15 protein-coding genes are annotated in these 14,813 nt (G+C 68.6%); 7 read left to right on the forward strand and 8 right to left on the reverse strand.

The annotated features are described in order from the left end of the window. The first annotated feature begins 113 nt into the window (after window positions 1–113). Entirely contained in the window at window positions 114–1,121 is a 1,008-nt protein-coding gene (locus O5I81_RS02895; protein ID WP_271067440.1) for a serine hydrolase, read from the forward strand. On the opposite strand, the gene O5I81_RS02900 is transcribed toward O5I81_RS02895, so the two are convergent. Both O5I81_RS02900 and O5I81_RS02905 read right to left on the reverse strand, forming a co-directional pair. Then, on the reverse strand, window positions 1,118–1,885 hold the full coding sequence (locus tag O5I81_RS02900; RefSeq protein WP_271067441.1) for a crotonase/enoyl-CoA hydratase family protein: 768 nt from the start codon (window positions 1,883–1,885) through the stop codon (window positions 1,118–1,120). The genes O5I81_RS02895 and O5I81_RS02900 overlap by 4 nt on opposite strands. A gap of 7 nt (window positions 1,886–1,892) precedes the next feature. Then, on the reverse strand, window positions 1,893–3,161 hold the full coding sequence (locus tag O5I81_RS02905; protein WP_271067442.1) for a dicarboxylate/amino acid:cation symporter: 1,269 nt from the start codon (window positions 3,159–3,161) through the stop codon (window positions 1,893–1,895). 95 nt (window positions 3,162–3,256) lie between these two features. On the opposite strand from O5I81_RS02905, the gene O5I81_RS02910 reads away from it, so the two are divergent. After that, on the forward strand, window positions 3,257–3,613 hold the full coding sequence (locus O5I81_RS02910) for a hypothetical protein (RefSeq protein ID WP_271067443.1): 357 nt from the start codon (window positions 3,257–3,259) through the stop codon (window positions 3,611–3,613). Window positions 3,614–3,923: 310 nt separating this feature from the next. Here the strand turns inward: O5I81_RS02910 and O5I81_RS02915 are convergent, their stop codons facing one another. From O5I81_RS02915 to O5I81_RS02935, 5 genes are all read right to left on the reverse strand, one after another. Continuing rightward, window positions 3,924–5,237, reverse strand: coding sequence for an acetyl-CoA hydrolase/transferase C-terminal domain-containing protein (locus O5I81_RS02915; RefSeq protein ID WP_271067444.1), 1,314 nt, complete (start codon window positions 5,235–5,237; stop codon window positions 3,924–3,926). Beyond that, entirely contained in the window at window positions 5,234–5,605 is a 372-nt protein-coding gene (locus tag O5I81_RS02920) for a hypothetical protein (protein ID WP_271067445.1), read from the reverse strand. Before O5I81_RS02920 ends, O5I81_RS02915 begins: the two co-directional genes overlap by 4 nt. Window positions 5,606–5,718: 113 nt before the next feature. After that, entirely contained in the window at window positions 5,719–6,447 is a 729-nt protein-coding gene (locus tag O5I81_RS02925) for an SDR family oxidoreductase (protein WP_271067446.1), read from the reverse strand. A gap of 20 nt (window positions 6,448–6,467) precedes the next feature. After that, window positions 6,468–7,646 (reverse strand): DSD1 family PLP-dependent enzyme, encoded by a 1,179-nt coding sequence (locus O5I81_RS02930; RefSeq protein ID WP_271067447.1) that lies wholly within the window; start codon window positions 7,644–7,646, stop codon window positions 6,468–6,470. A 159-nt stretch (window positions 7,647–7,805) separates the two neighbouring features. Then, a complete protein-coding gene (locus tag O5I81_RS02935; protein WP_271067448.1) occupies window positions 7,806–8,783 on the reverse strand; it encodes a threonine/serine dehydratase in 978 nt (325 codons plus the stop codon). A 102-nt stretch (window positions 8,784–8,885) separates the two neighbouring features. On the opposite strand from O5I81_RS02935, the gene O5I81_RS02940 reads away from it, so the two are divergent. After that, window positions 8,886–9,425 (forward strand): acyloxyacyl hydrolase, encoded by a 540-nt coding sequence (locus tag O5I81_RS02940; RefSeq protein WP_271067449.1) that lies wholly within the window; start codon window positions 8,886–8,888, stop codon window positions 9,423–9,425. Here O5I81_RS02940 and O5I81_RS02945 read toward each other — a convergent pair. Beyond that, window positions 9,422–9,859 (reverse strand): DUF559 domain-containing protein, encoded by a 438-nt coding sequence (locus O5I81_RS02945; RefSeq protein ID WP_271069094.1) that lies wholly within the window; start codon window positions 9,857–9,859, stop codon window positions 9,422–9,424. The two genes, O5I81_RS02940 and O5I81_RS02945, sit on opposite strands and share 4 nt — an antisense overlap. A 156-nt stretch (window positions 9,860–10,015) precedes the next feature. Between O5I81_RS02945 and O5I81_RS02950 the strand changes: the two genes are divergently transcribed. The 4 genes from O5I81_RS02950 (at window position 10,016) to O5I81_RS02965 (ending at window position 14,253) form a co-directional block, all read left to right on the forward strand. Then, a complete protein-coding gene (locus tag O5I81_RS02950; RefSeq protein WP_271067450.1) occupies window positions 10,016–11,236 on the forward strand; it encodes a M20 family metallopeptidase in 1,221 nt (406 codons plus the stop codon). 70 nt (window positions 11,237–11,306) lie between these two features. Then, on the forward strand, window positions 11,307–12,791 hold the full coding sequence (locus tag O5I81_RS02955) for a sensor histidine kinase (protein ID WP_271067451.1): 1,485 nt from the start codon (window positions 11,307–11,309) through the stop codon (window positions 12,789–12,791). Then, window positions 12,788–13,231, forward strand: coding sequence for a response regulator (locus O5I81_RS02960; protein WP_271067452.1), 444 nt, complete (start codon window positions 12,788–12,790; stop codon window positions 13,229–13,231). Before O5I81_RS02955 ends, O5I81_RS02960 begins: the two co-directional genes overlap by 4 nt. Continuing rightward, the gene (locus O5I81_RS02965; RefSeq protein WP_271067453.1) at window positions 13,228–14,253 is read left to right on the forward strand and encodes a histidine kinase dimerization/phosphoacceptor domain -containing protein; all 1,026 of its coding nucleotides are present in this window, start codon (window positions 13,228–13,230) and stop codon (window positions 14,251–14,253) included. The genes O5I81_RS02960 and O5I81_RS02965 overlap by 4 nt, the downstream gene beginning before the upstream one ends. Window positions 14,254–14,813: the final 560 nt, after the last annotated feature.

The following is a 14,813-nucleotide window of genomic DNA, read 5'->3' on the forward strand; positions in this document are numbered from 1 at the left end:
CGAAGGCGCGGAACCTAGCGATGTGGTTTGAGAAGCGCAAGGGGGGTTCGGAAAGGCGATGGTTGCGGCATGATGGGGCGTGAAATCTCCGGTGTTTGAAGGAAGAGGCGAGCATGCGGTCTGTCCTGTTTGTCGGCCTGATCGGCCTGGTTCTGGGGCTGGCCGCCCCGGCCCTGGCCGCGCCCTGCGACGAGGCGGCGGCCTATTCCGATCAGCGGGCCGGGGTGTCGGTGCTGGTGCTCAAGGACGGGCAGGTGGTGTGCGAGCGGTATACCGCCGGCGGGGAACCCACGCAGGGCTGGGAGCTGTGGTCGGGGACCAAGAGCTTCAGCGGGCTGATCGCGGCTGCGGCGGTGCAGGACGGGCTGCTCAGTCTCGACGAGAAAGTCTCCGACACCGTTCCTGAATGGCGGGACGATCCGCGCAAGGCGGGGGCGACGATCCGCCAGCTGCTCAACCTGACCAGCGGGCTCTCCACCACCATCGGCAAGCCGCCGGTCTACGACGGGGCTATCGCCACGCCCTTTTCCGCCGCGCCGGGGACCAGGTTCCAGTACGGGGCCGAGCCGTTCCAGGTGTTCGGGGCGGTGATGAACCGCAAGCTGGCGGCGGCGAAGACCGGCGACGCCGACGTGCTGGCCTATCTGCACCGGCGAGTCCTGGGACCCATCGGGGCCGAGCCCTCCGGCTGGCGGCGGACGGCGGCGGGAGAGCCGCTGATGCCGCAGGGCGCCAGCTTCACGGCCCGGGAATGGGCCAAGGTCGGCGAGTTTGTCCGGGCCGGCGGAACGCTTCGCGGCAAGCCGCTGGTCGATCCGGCCGCCTTCATGGCGCAGTTCGTGGGCTCGAAGGTCAATCCGGCCTATGGGGTCAGTTGGTGGCTGCCCGGGGTCGGCGGCTACGGGCCGCGCGGCGCGACCAGCGACTTCGCCACCCATGCGGCCGAATTGCCGGGGGACCTGGTCATCGCCGCCGGGGCCGGATACCAGCGGCTCTACGTCATTCCCTCCTGCGGCCTGACCATCGTGCGCCAGGCGCCCATCCCGGAGGCGACGCGGGACGAGACCCCGGCCTGGAGCGATTTCGCCTTCCTCACCCCCATCCTGAAAGGCTGGTGCTAGGCGAAGGTCCCGCCGCGCCCCTGGCCGCCGCTGAAGCGGGCGGCGCCGGCGGCGGCCTCGCCCGAGCGCAGGGTCTCCATGCCGACCTCGATTTCGAAGGCGGTGGCGGCCTCCCAGTCCAGGCCCCACTGTTCGAGGGCCGAGCGGCGGTCGTTGCGCAGGCAGAGCTGCGGGAAGCCGGCGATCTGGCGGGCCAGGTCTTTCGCCGCGTCCAGCGCCCCGCCGTCGGGCGCGAGGCGGTTGGCCAGGCCCATCGACAGGGCCTCCTCGGCGGCGACCGGCCGGCCGGTGAGGATCAGGTCCATGGCCCGCGACTGGCCGATCAGCCGGGGCAGGCGGACGGTGCCGAGATCGATCAGCGGCACCCCGAAGCGGCGGCAGAAGACGCCGAAGATGGCGCCGGTCGCTGCGACCCGCAGGTCGCACCACAGGGCCAGCTCCAGCCCACCGGCCACCGCATAGCCCTCGACGGCGGCGATCACCGGCTTGGAGAGGCCCAGGCGGGTCGGGCCCATGGGGCCGAGGTCGCCTTCGCGGTGGACCGGGTTGCCAGCGCCGGCCGCGACGCCCTTGAGGTCAGCCCCGGCGCAGAAATTGCCGTTTGCGCCGGTCAGGATGGCGACGCTCAGGGCCTCGTCGGCGTCGAAGCGCTTGAAGGCGTCGTACAGGGCCTGGGCCGTGACGCCATCGACGGCGTTGCGGGCCTGTGGCCGGTCGAGGGTGACGACGCAGAGGTCGCCGTCGGTCTCGTAGTGAACCATCATCGCCGGGCTATCCCGCCAACGGGTCCGGTGTCTCCACCGGATCCTTCTGACCCCGCTTGCCCTCCCACCGGGCGACGACGGCCGAGGCCACCGAGTTGCCGACGACGTTGGTGGCCGAGCGGCCCATGTCGAGCAGGTGATCGACGGCCAGCACCAGGGCGATCCAGGCCTCGTCCATGCCGAAGTAGGTGAGGGTGGCCATGATGACCACCAGGCTGGCGCGCGGCACGCCGGCCATGCCCTTGGAGGTGACCATGAGCAGGAGCAGCATGCTGATCTGCTGGGCGACGGTCAGCTCGATGCCGTGGGCCTTGGCGATGAACAGCACCGCGAAGGTGCAGTACATCATCGAGCCGTCGAGGTTGAAGCTGTAGCCCAGCGGCAGCACGAAGCTGACTACCCGGCGCGGCAGGCCGAACTTTTCCAGGGCTTCCAGGGTGCGCGGATAGGCGGCCTCTGAACTGGCCGTTGAGAAGGCCAGCAGGGTCGGCGGGGTGATGACGCGGAACAGGCCCACGGCCCGGCCGCCGAGCACCACCATGGCGGCGAGGAACAGCAGGGTCCAGAGCACGCCCAGCGACAGGTAGAAGCCGCCGATGAACTGCGCATAGGTGCCGATGATGTCGAGGCCTTCCTTGGCGATGGCGGCGGCCAGGGCGGCGAAGATGGCGATCGGGGCCAGGGTCATCACATAGCCGGTGACCTTGAGCATGATGTTCATGCCCTGCTCGACCAGGGCCATGACGGCCGGGGCGCGGTCGTCCAGGGCCGAGACGGCGGTGCCGACGAAGACCGCGAAGACGACGATCTGCAGGATCTGGTTGGTGGCCAGGGCGTCGAAGATCGAGGTCGGGATCAGGTGGGTGATGAAGTCCTTCAGGGTGAAGGTCGAGGCGTCGACGGCGGCCTTGGTGGTCACCTCGCTGGTCATGTTGAGGCCGGCGCCGAGGTCCCAGAAATGGCTGAGCAGGTGGAACATGCCGAGGCCCACGCTGAGCGAGACCAGGGAGGCGAAGATGAACCAGGCGATGGCCTTGAAGCCGACCCCGCGAATGGCGGCGGCGTCCTCCATATGGGCGATGCCGACCACCAGGGTGGTGAAGACCAGGGGCGCGATGATCATCTTGATCAGCCGCAGGAACAGGGTGGTGATCAGGTTGAAGATGTCGACCGCGGTGGTCAGCTGTTCGCCGGCCAGCAGCTGGTTGCAGGCCAGCCCCGCCAGGATGCCCAGCACCATGGAGGCGACGATGAAGATGGTGAAACGGCGATTCATGCGGCCCCCGGGGACGAAGATTTGCGCCATGTTTGGCGGGGAAGCGGGGCGGCGTCCACCTTTGCATGGCCACCGAGGTTTGGCAGGGTAGGCGGATGAGCGATTTCGCGGCCATCACCGAAGAATTGACCCGGCGCCTGAAGCGGGCGGCGCCGGGGTTGCGGGTTATCCGCGAGGGGCCGGAGGGCATCGAATTGATGTCCGACTGGGTCCATCCGCGAAAGCCCGGCGAGGCTGTCTGGTTCGGCGGGGTGCGGCTGGGCAAGGCCTATGTCAGCTATCACCTGATGCCGGTCTATTCGCACCCGGCGCTGGCGGCGAAGATCAGCCCGGCCCTGAAAAAGCGGATGCAGGGCAAGAGCTGCTTCAATTTCAAGGCCGCCGACCAGGCCCTGTTCGACGAGCTGGAGGCGCTGACCCGGGAGGGGGCGGCGCTGTACGCGAAAACCTGACTATCGAAGCGGCGAGCCATTATACTGCGGCGCGCCCGACCTACAAAAAAGCCCGACGCTTTTCAGGACGGACGAGGAACAGGCCAGACCCCTTGTGCCGTAGGCTTTCGCGGAGGCCCGGGCCGTGAGGATGTAGCCCGGGGCGTAGGTCGGTCCGTGGTCGAAGCGCAGCGTTTGTGGGTCGGTCAGGCCGACGGGGCGACCTACGGCGCCGGACACGCCTCGGCCGAGGGCCCGTGGAGGCCGGAAAAGTCGATGAATATGTCTAGACATATTGCCAAAAGCCCCGGCGGGCGGGCGTTTCCGGGCCCTAGATCAGGCCCGCTGCACGCGCCTCGGCGCTGAGGCCGTCGCGGAATTTCGGGTCGGCGAGGGCGATCATGGCGCGGGCCCGGTCCTGGATGCTGAGGCCCTTGAGGTCGCGGCGGCCGTGTTCGGTGATCACCCACTGGACGTCGTTGCGCGGGGTGGTGACCGGGCCGTCGAGGCGGCTGACGATGCGGGAGACCGCGCCGTCCTTCGCCGTCGAGTGGCAGGCGATGATCGACTTGCCGCCCCGGCTGCCATAGGCGCCGCGCACGAAGTCCAGCTGGCCGCCGGCGGCGCTGTACTGGCGGCCGGCCATGTGTTCGCTGTTGCAGGCGCCCGACAGGTCGATCTGCAGGGTGGCGTTGACCGAGACGACGCGGTCGTTGCGGGCGATGACGGCCGGGTCGTTGACATAGTCGACCGGGCGGCTCTCGACGGCGGCGTTGTCGTCGATGAAATCGTAGAGGGGCTTGTCGCCGAGCGCGAAGGTGAAGATGGCGCGGCCGGTGTTGGTGGCCTTGCGGGCGTTGGTGACGGCGCCGCACTGCATCAGCTTCATCAGGCCGGGGGCGAAGAGTTCGGTGTGGATGCCGAGGTCGCGGTGGCCACTGAGGGCGCCGCAGACGGCTTCGGGCAGGGCGCCGATGCCCATCTGCAGGCAGGCGCCGTCCTCGACCAGTTCGGCGACCAGGCGGGCGATGACGGCGTCCTGCGGGGCGGCGTCGCGCGTCGGGTTCTCGAACAGCGGGGTGTCCTGTTCGACGATCGCGTCGACCTCGCTGACATGGATCATGCCGCCGCGCACCCTGGGCGTATGGCGGTTGACCTCGACGACGACGCGGCGGGCCGATTTCACCAGCGAGCGGCCGTAGTCGTTGCTGGGGCCGAGGCTGAAGAAGCCGTGGGCGTCCATCGGCGAGACGCAGGTCATGAAGGTGTCGATGGGGGCCGGTTCGCACATCAGGCGGGGGGCCTGGCTGAAGGCGCCGGGGACGAACCAGACGGTCTGGCGGCCGTCCTTCTCGCCCTGGGCCAGCAGCGCCCGCTCGACGGGACCGAGGAAGAAACAGTGGGGCCGGATGCGGTCGAGCAGGTCGTAGCGCAGGACGGTGGCGGCGGCGTGCGGCGTGGAGTGGAAATAGTAGAGGCGGACCTCGTCCACGTCCTCAGCTTCGGCCCGGGCGGCCAGGGCGGTGAGCAGGCCGGGCGGCTCGGCCAGGGCCATGCCCATGGCCACGCGGCTGCCGGAGGCGATCTCGGCGACGGCCTCGGCGGCGGTGGTCCGCTTCGAGGCGTAGAGGTCTTGAGGGGTCATCGGGCGATCCTGCAGCCGTAGCCGTCTTCGTACACCGCTTCGCCGCGGAAGATGGCAAGAGAGGTGGTGACGCTGGCCGTCTTCGGCAGGCCCGAGCGGTCGATGCGGAGGGTGTAGAGGGTCACATAGCCGCCGAAGTCGGTGCGGCAGCTGGCTTCGCTGCGGCCGGTGAGGAAGAGGCAGCTGCACATCTGTTTGGCGACGTAGACGGCGCCGGTGCGGGGCCAGGGGGCGAGTTGGGTCCAGGCGAGGGCGAGGATGGCGAGGAGGGCGGCGGCGACCGCGATCCTTCTCCCGCTTGCCGGGAGAAGGTGGCCCCGCAAAGCGGGGTCGGATGAGGGCAGCGCCGGCTTTTCCAGATCGGTCATCAACTCTGTCCCCGCCGGCGCCAGAACGCGCTGGTCCTGAAGGGCCGGTGCTGCCCTCATCCGACCCCCTTCGGGGGCCACCTTCTCCCGACGAGCGGGAGAAGGGAAGGGAACTAGAGCGTCAGGCCGCCGTCGACGATCAGGGTCTGGCCGGTGATGTAGCTGGCCAGGGGGGAGGCGAGGAAGAGGACGGCGCCGGCCATGTCTTCAGGGGTGCCCAGGCGGTTCAGGGGGATGCCGCGCAGGCTGGCGGCCAGGCGGTCGGGGTTGTCGGTGGTGACCTTGGTCAACTTGGTGGCGACCAGGCCCGGCGCCACGCCGTTGACCCGGACGCCGTCGGTCGCCCAGGCTTGGCCCAGCGTGCGGGTCAGGGCCACGGCGCCGGCCTTGGAGGCGTTGTAGGCGGGGTTGCCGCGGGTGGCGTGGAAGGCGGCGGTCGAGCTGATGGTGACGATGTTGCCGCCGCTCGATTTCAGGTCGTCGAGGAAGCGCATCGAGCAGGCCATCAGGCTGTCGAGGTTGACCCCGACCACCTTGCGGAAGCCGTCCATCTCGAACTCGCCCTTGCGGTAGAGGACGGTGCCCTGGGCGAGGACGAGGACGTCGAGGCCGTCAAAGGGCGAGGGGGCGGCCTCGACGGCGGCGGAGTCGGAGGCGTCCACCTGATGGAAGGTGAGGCCCTCGAGGTCGGAGCCGTCTTCCTTGCGATAGTCGTCCTGCGGCCGGGTGCCCCAGACGGCGACCTGTGCGCCGCGCGTGCGGAAGCCGTGGGCGATGCCGTTGCCGATGCCGCTTGTGCCGCCAACGACGAGGACCCGCTTGCCGGTGAAATCGAGATCCATGGTTCCGCTCCCGTTTGTTCTTAAGCGGGCGTGACCCTTCGCGCGTCCACCGCCCAGCGTTCCCATGACCCGTCTTCCGCCACGACAATCAAGGCGTCATGCAGGTTGATGGTCGGGTCGCAGTGGCCGGGCTGCAGCCAGACGGTGTCGCCCAGGCGCGGGGCGTCGGCGGGCCAGGGCTGGGCTTCGTCGGCGTCGAGGGTTTCGACGGCGGTGACGAAGTCTCCGCCCCGCAGGAGCGGGATGGCCGAAGGGTGCAGGACCATGCCGTGTTCGTCGCCCATCGGCCGCCAGAGGGCGCCGGCGGCGGCGCCCCAGGCGACGCGGGCCGGCGGGCCGTCGCTGCTGAGGGCCTTGAAGCCGGCGTCGACGGTGACGTGGCTCTTGTGGTTGGCCGAGACGACGGTGCTGGCGAGGAACATCGCCTGTTTGAACGTCCAGCCGTCCCCGCCGGGCGCTTCGCAGACCTCGTATTCGGCGTCCATGACCGCGTAGCTGCCGGCCTGGAGTTCGGTGAAGACGCCGCTCTTCAGGTCGAAGGCGTGGGTGCCGGTGCCGCCGCCGGTGATGACGGGCGGCGGCAGGCCGGCGGCGATCAGGGCGTCGCGGACCTTTCGGGTGCGTTCGATGACGGCGTCGTAGGCGGCCTGGCGGTCGGCGGCCGCCCCGATGTGCTGGATGTGACCGGCATAGGCCTGGATGCCGGCGAAGCGCAGGCCTTCGGTCGAGGCGGCGAGTTTGGCCAGGGCGACGACCTGGTCCGGGTGGGCGCCGGTGCGGTGGGTGCCGGGGTCGACGTCGACGACGAGATCGATCACCCCGTCCGCCTCGCGGGCGGCCTTGCCGAGCCAGGCGATCTGGTCGGCATGGTCGGCGACGGCGCCGATGGTGGCGCCGCGTCCGGTGAGGGCGGCGATGCGCGGGGCGGCCCAGGCCGGGGCCGGAGCGGTGATCAGCACATCCTTGATGCCGCCGGCGATGAAGGCCTCGGCCTCGCCGATGGTCTGGGCGCAGAGGCCGGCGGCGCCGTGTTCCATCTGCCGCCAGGCCAGGGCCGTGCATTTGTGGGTCTTGCCGTGGGCACGCAGGCGAACGCCGGCGGCGTCGCACAGGGCCTGCATGGTCTTGAGGTTGGCTTCCAGCGCAGCGAGGTCGATGACCAGGGCGGGGGTCTGGGCGGGGGTGAAGGTGGTGAACATTTCGGACCTCAAACTTTCCCTAACTTCCGATCATCCCGACGAAAGTCGGGACCCAGGGGGCTCCGGCAGGGCAGGGCCGGCGCTGATCAGAGCGAACCTATCGACATCGTGGACACTGGGTCCCGACTTTCGTCGGGATGATCGGATTTGTGTTGGAGTTCAGATATCGCCGGCCAGGATCCGCGAGAACAACTCCGGATCCACATTGCCCCCAGACAGCACCACCCCGGCCGTGCGGCCTTCCAGTCTGACCTTGCCGGCCAGCAGGGCCGCGAGGCCGACGATGCCGCCCGGCTCCACCACCAGCTTCAGCCAGGTGAAGGCGAAGCGCATGGCCTCGGCGACCTCGGCGTCGGTGACGGTCAGCACGCCGGACAGGTTGGCCCGGTTGAGCGGCAGGGTCAGGCGGCCGGGGGCCGGGGAGAGCAGGGCGTCGCAGATCGAGCGGGCGGCCGGGTCGATGGACTGGCGCTCGCCGGTGGCGAAGCTGCGGGCGGTGTCGTCGAAGGCGGCGGGCTCGACACCGTAGACCTCGGTCGAGGGGGAGAGGCGCCTGATGGCGGTGGAGACGCCGGCCGCCAGGCCGCCGCCGCCGACGGGGGTCAGGGCCAGGTCGAGCCGGGCGCCTAGGCCCCGGGCCTGGGCTTCCAGTTCGAGGCCGATGGTGCCCTGGCCGGCGATGACGTCGAGGTCGTCGAAGGGCCAGACGATGGTCATGCCCCGCTCGGTGGCGACGCCTTCGGTGATGGCCTCGCGGTTGTCGGTGTAGCGGTCGTAGAGGATGACCTCGGCGCCATAGTCGCGGGTGTTGGCGATCTTCATGGCCGGCGCGTCCCGCGGCATGACGATCACCGCCGGGGCGCCGACCATGCGGGCCGCCAGGGCCACGCCCTGGGCATGGTTGCCGCTGGAGCAGGCGACGACGCCGCGCGCGCGCTGCTCGTCGCCGAGTTTCGACAGCTTGTTCATGGCCCCGCGGAACTTGAAGGCGCCGCCGCGTTGCAGGGTCTCGGGCTTGAGCAGGACGCGGCCGCCGAGGTGTGCGTTGAGGTGCGGGCTTTCGATCAGCGGGGTGGCCACGGCCAGGCCCTCGAGGGCGCGGGCCGCTGCTTCGATGTCGGCGAAGGTGACGGTCATATGGGCTCCCGAAGACTGCGCGCCTGGGTCGCCTGACTAGCTGTTTGCGGCGAGTCCTCAAAGCCCGTAAGACCGGAGGATCGAACCTGACGGGGGCTGGCCATGCGTGCGGTGATTATGGGGGCGGTCCTGGCCGCTGGAATGGGACTGGGCGGCGTCGCCAACGCTGCTGAGGTCGGGGTCGGCGTCGGGGCGCACGATGTCGATCTGTGGAAGGAGCAGTGCTGCTTCGAGGGCGGCCAGAACCTGGAGATTCACTACCGGTCCGATCCGCTGGACGTGGATCGCGGCCTGGGCGTCTGGCGGCTGTGGGCGCTGGGCTCGGTGAACAGCGACGGCGGGAGCAACTTCGTGGCCGGCGGCATCCAGCGCCGGTTCTGGGGCGACAAGAAGGTCTATGCGCAGCTCAGCGTCGGCCTGGCGGTGCATGACGGGCCGGACGGTGATCCGCCGGTCGCGAACCCGGACCGCATCTATTTCGGCAGCCCGGTGCTGATCGCCTCGGAGGCGGCGGCGGGGGTGAACCTGAACGACGACTGGTCGGGCGAGGTGGCCTACTTCCACATGAGCCATGCCGGCCTGGCCGGGGACCAGAACCCCGGGCTGGACGTGATCTCGGTGCGGTTGATCCGGAAGTTTTAGTTCACGCGCGGACGAGGCGGCCCAGTTCCTCCCCCATCGGGGGAGGGGGACCGCGCGCGGATACGCGCGTGGTGGAGGGGGTCCCCACCGGCGACGGCGGCGAGGATGGTGTCTGCCGCCACCGACATTTCCTTGAGGACCACCCGCGCCGGTAGCCGCAGGGTCCTGATGCCGTATCGGGCGCAGTAGGCGTCGCGCTCGGCGTCATATTCCGGCCCACCCTCTTCGTAATGAAAGGCGCCGTCGACTTCGACGGCCAGCCGCGCCTCCGCACAGTAAAAGTCGAGGATGTAGGGCCCGAAGGCATGCTGCCTGCGGAACTTCAGCCCCTCCAGCCGGCAGCCGCGTAGCACCTGCCAGAGGACGACCTCCGGCAGAGTCATCTGCCGTCGGAGCTTCCTTGCAAAATGGCGAGTTCGGTTGGGCGCCTGCATTCGTTGATCATTGTTCACTTTTTGTTCTGATGCAAGCCGGGTCCGCCGCGCCGCCGGTGGGGACCCCCTCCACCACGCGCGTATTCGCGCGCGGTCCCCCTCCCCCGATGGGGGAGGACCTGTTAGCGTCGTCTTCGATCAAGTTCGGAGCCCCCCATGGACACCCTCGCCATCGACGCTGACGCCTGGACCGCCGCCGGCGACGAGGGGCTGCACGACGCCATCGAGCTGCGGCGCGCCATCCACCGCGAGCCGGAGCTGGGGCTGCATCTGCCGAAGACCACCGAGAAGGTTCTGAAGGCGCTGGAGGGGCTGCCGCTGGAGATCCGGCAGGGGCCATCGACGACGGGGGTGCTGGCCATCCTGCGGGGGGGCGGCAACGGGCGGACGGTGCTGCTGCGCGGGGACATGGACGCCCTGCCGCTGACCGAGGATACGGGGCTGGATTTTTCCAGCGGCATTGCCGGGGCCATGCACGCCTGCGGCCACGACACCCATGTGGCCATGCTGGCCGGGGCGGCGCGGGCGCTGTGTGCGCGCAAGGACAAGCTGCCGGGGACGGTGATGTTCATGTTCCAGCCGGGCGAGGAGGGCCACCACGGGGCCCGCTTCATGCTCGACGACGGGCTGATCGATCCGCTGCCGGACGCGGCCTTCGCGCTGCACATCTCGCCCAACATGCCGACGGGGACCTTCGCCAGCCGGTCGGGGGCCTTGCTGGCCAGTTCGGATTCGATCCGCATCAAGGTGTTCGGGGCCGGCGGTCACGCCTCCATGCCGCATGACGCCATCGATCCGATCCCGGTCGCCTGCGAGATCGTCACGGCGCTGCAGAGTTTCATTACGCGAAGGGTGTCGGTGTTCGATCCGGCCGTGCTGACCATCGCCCATATCGACGCCGGCACGACCTATAACATCATCCCCGAATACGCCCTGATGCGCGGCACCTTCCGCACCCTGTCGGAACGCTCGCGCGAGCTGGTGCGGGCCGGGGTGCGGCAGGTGGCCGAGCATGTCGCCGCCGCCCACGGCTGCCGGGCCGAGGTGGAGATCGAGCTGGGCTTCCCGGTGACGGTCAATTCCAGCGCGGCGGTCAAGCTGGCCGAACAGACGGCCAAGGCCCTCTATGGCGACAGCGCCTGGCACACCATGGAGAACCCGATGATGGGGGCGGAGGACTTCTCCTACGTCCTGCAGAAGGCGCCCGGGGCGATGGCCTTCCTGGGCGCGGCCCCGGTCGGTGTCGGCGGCGACTACCGCGCCTGCTGCGCCCTGCATTCCAACCGCATGACCCTGGACGAGCAGGTGATGGCGCGCGGCATCGCCATGCACTGCGGCTTCGCCGAGGCGGTGCTGACCGGCGGTCTGGGCGCCTAATGTCGCCAACACGACAGCCAGCCGGGACAACGCCCGTTATGGGGCCAGTGCAATCGTGGCGGGCCGCTGAATGACCATTACCGATCGTCTGTTCAACCGGCTCGTCCTGGGCGCGGTGGCGATCGGCTTCGCCGCCCTGATCCTGGCGGGGATCATGGTCTTCGCCAGTATCCAGCAGAACCAGGAATTCAACCGGCTGGTCGACCACACCTACCAGGTGCGCGCCGCCCTGTTCGAATACCGCATCCTGATCGAACGGGCCGAGGCGGCCCGGCGCGGTTATCTGCTGAAGCCCGACCAGCGCTATCGCCAGGTGTTCGAGGAGGCGGCGGCAGGGTTGCCGGCGGCGCAGCAGCGGGTCGTCACCCTGACGGCCGACAACCCCCAGCAACAGGCGCGCCTGGCCCTGCTTGAACCGCTCTCCCTGGCCCAGGTCGAGCTCATGCGGACCTCTGCTGCGATGGTCGCGCGCGGCCAGCAGATCGGCGCCATCGGCCGGTTCCGCAACGACAACAACCTCGACAACCTGCAGGCGATGCGCGGTCTTCTCACCGAGATGACCGAGCATGAGCTGGGCCTGCTGAAGGCGCGCAGCGGCCGGCAGGAGGCGGGGGTGATCACCCTGCGCTGGGTCCTGGGCGTCACCGGCATCCTGCTGCTGCTGGTGGCCGGCGGCTCGGTGTTCGTCATCTTCCAGTACACCCGCGACCTGACGGCCAGCCGCAAGTCGCTGTCGCGGCTGAACGCCCATCTGGAGGACGCGGTCGACGAGCGCACCGTCGACCTGCGCCGGGCCAACGACGAGATCCAGCGCTTCGCCTACATCGTCAGCCACGACCTGCGCTCGCCGCTGGTCAACATCATGGGCTTCACCGCCGAACTGGAAGCGGCGCGCGAGCCGCTGGGCCAGCTGGTCGATCGGGTGGAGGCGGCGCACCCCGAGCTGCTGACCGACGACGCCCGCGACGCGGTGCGCACCGACCTGCCCGAGGCGACCGGGTTCATCCGCGCCTCGACCCAGAAGATGGACCGGCTGATCAACGCCATCCTGCGGCTGTCGCGCGAGGGCCGGCGGGTGCTGACGCCCGAGCCGCTGGACATGACCGCCCTGGTCGAGGACATCGCCGGCACGCTGAAGCATCGTACCGAGGAACTGGGGGCGACGATCAGCATCCAGCCGCTGCCGACCATCACCAGCGACCGGGTGGCCATCGAGCAGATCCTGTCGAACCTGATCGAGAACGCGGTGAAGTACCTCAAGCCGGGCCGGCCGGGACGCATCCATGTGCGCGGCCGGATGGAGGGCCCCCGGGCGGTCTTCGAGATCGAGGACAATGGCCGCGGCATCGATCCCAGGGACCACGAGCGGGTCTTCGACCTGTTCCGCCGGGCCGGCGCCCAGGACCAGCCGGGCGAAGGCATCGGCCTGGCGCATGTTCGCGCCCTCGCCTATCGGCTGGGCGGGATCATTTCCTGCGACTCCGCCCTTGACCAGGGCGCCACCTTCCGGCTTTCCCTACCTTCCGTGACGATCCCTGAAAGAGGCGCAACGTGACCCAGCATGTCACCATCGTGATGATCGAAGACGACGAGGGCCATGCGCGCCTCATCGAGAAGAACATCCGCCGCGCCGGCATCAACAATCCGATCAAGCATTTCCTGGATGGCACCAGCGCCGTCGATTATCTGGAAAACGCGCCCGAGGGTCCCGCCCACAACGGCCCGGCCCTGGTGCTGCTCGACCTCAATCTGCCCGACATGAGCGGCACCGACATCCTGACCCGCATCAAGAGCGCCGAGGGCTCGCTGAAACGCACGCCGGTCGTCGTGCTGACCACCACCGACGACAAGGTCGAGATCCAGCGCTGCTACGACCTCGGCTGCAACGTCTACATCACCAAGCCGGTGAACTACGAGAGCTTCGCCCAGGCGATCCGCCAGCTTGGCCTGTTCCTGTCGGTGATCCAGGTGCCCGGCGACGAATCCCACGCGTGACCGGGCCGCGCGTCCTCTACATCGACGATGACGAGGGCCTGCGGCGTCTGGCGCGCCGGTCGCTGGAGCGGCGCGGCTACATTGTGACCACGGCGGCCGGCGGCGAGGAGGGCGTTGCCCTGGCGGTCGCCCAGCCGTTCGACCTGATCGCGGTCGATCACTACATGCCGGCCCTCGACGGCCTGGCGACCCTGCAGCGGCTGAACGGCGCCGGGGTCAGGGCGCCGGTGGTCTATGTCACCGGCTCCGAGGAAAGCCGCATCGCGGTGGCGGCGCTGAAGGCCGGGGCGGCCGACTATGTGGTCAAGACGGTCGGCGACGACTTCTTCGACCTGCTGGACAGCGCCTTCCGCTCGGCCCTGGAGACCGGCCAGCTGCGCAGGGCCCGCGACGAGGCCGAGGCGGCGCTGCAGGACAGCAATGCACGGCTGGAGACGCTGCTGCGCGAGGTCAACCATCGGGTGGCCAACAGCCTGCAGCTGGTCTCGGCCTTTGTTCACATGCAGGCCGCGTCGCTGACGGATCCGGCCGCCAAGGCGGCCCTGGCCGACACCCAGCAACGCATCGCCGCCATCGGCCAGGTGCACCGGCGGCTCTACACGGCCGACGACGTCGAGGCGGTGGACCTCGAGGACTATCTGGGGGCCCTGGTCGGCGAACTGACCGGCGCCTGGTCGACCCCGGCCGCCCGCCGGACCCTGACCCTGAAGGTGACGCCGGCCCGGCTGCAGACCGACAAGGCGGTGTCGCTGGGGGTGATCGTCAACGAGCTGGTCTCGAACGCCTGCAAGTACGCCTATCCGGCCGACGCGGCGGGCGAGGTGCGGATCGTACTGGAGCCCGACGGCGGCGACCTGGTGCTGCGGGTCGAGGACGACGGTCCGGGTTTCGACCCCGCCGCCCCGGCCACCGGCACCGGCGTCGGCGGCCGGATCATCTCGGCCATGGCCGCCAGCCTGAAGACGAAGCTGGCCTACGAGCCGGGGCCGGGCGCGCGGGCGGTGCTGCGGATTCCGGTTTAGGCGCTGATTCAGACTTACTTCACGGCGTCGATTGACAGTATCTCTATAAATTTATAACTAAGCCAATATTAACTGACGATCATCACGCCGCTTCGAATTCTGCTCTAAGCCGTAGGTAAGATTTCGTGAGAAGCGGTCTTGCTTCTGAATCGCTCGAGTGAAGCCGAATTCACCACAGATGCTTGCAGATCGGTCATTAACTCGAAAGCGATATCTCGTCTCTTGAGAAATGTGTCAAGGCTTGGTGCCCCTCCAACGCCGTGGGCTATATCATTCCGCGGATCGCAAAGCTGATTATCAATAAAATTCTCGTACTTAGCTATCGGAAAATCTTCGATCCCACACATAATCAATAGGTCAGAGAGTACTGACTGCCGTAAGTTGGATTTTGTGCTGAGCTTTTTCCCATAGTTAGTTCTGTTGGACTTTTCATTGCGTTCAAGAACTCGGCCCAATGCGGAAATTCCTGCTGCTGGTCCGGATGTTCCAGCTTCCTTTATGATGCCGAGGGCATCCAAATATAGGAATGGCAACTTTAGCTTCCGAAATTTGATAGACTT

Origin of the sequence: Caulobacter sp. NIBR1757 (assembly GCF_027912495.1) — a bacterium.
Lineage (GTDB): Bacteria > Pseudomonadota > Alphaproteobacteria > Caulobacterales > Caulobacteraceae > Caulobacter.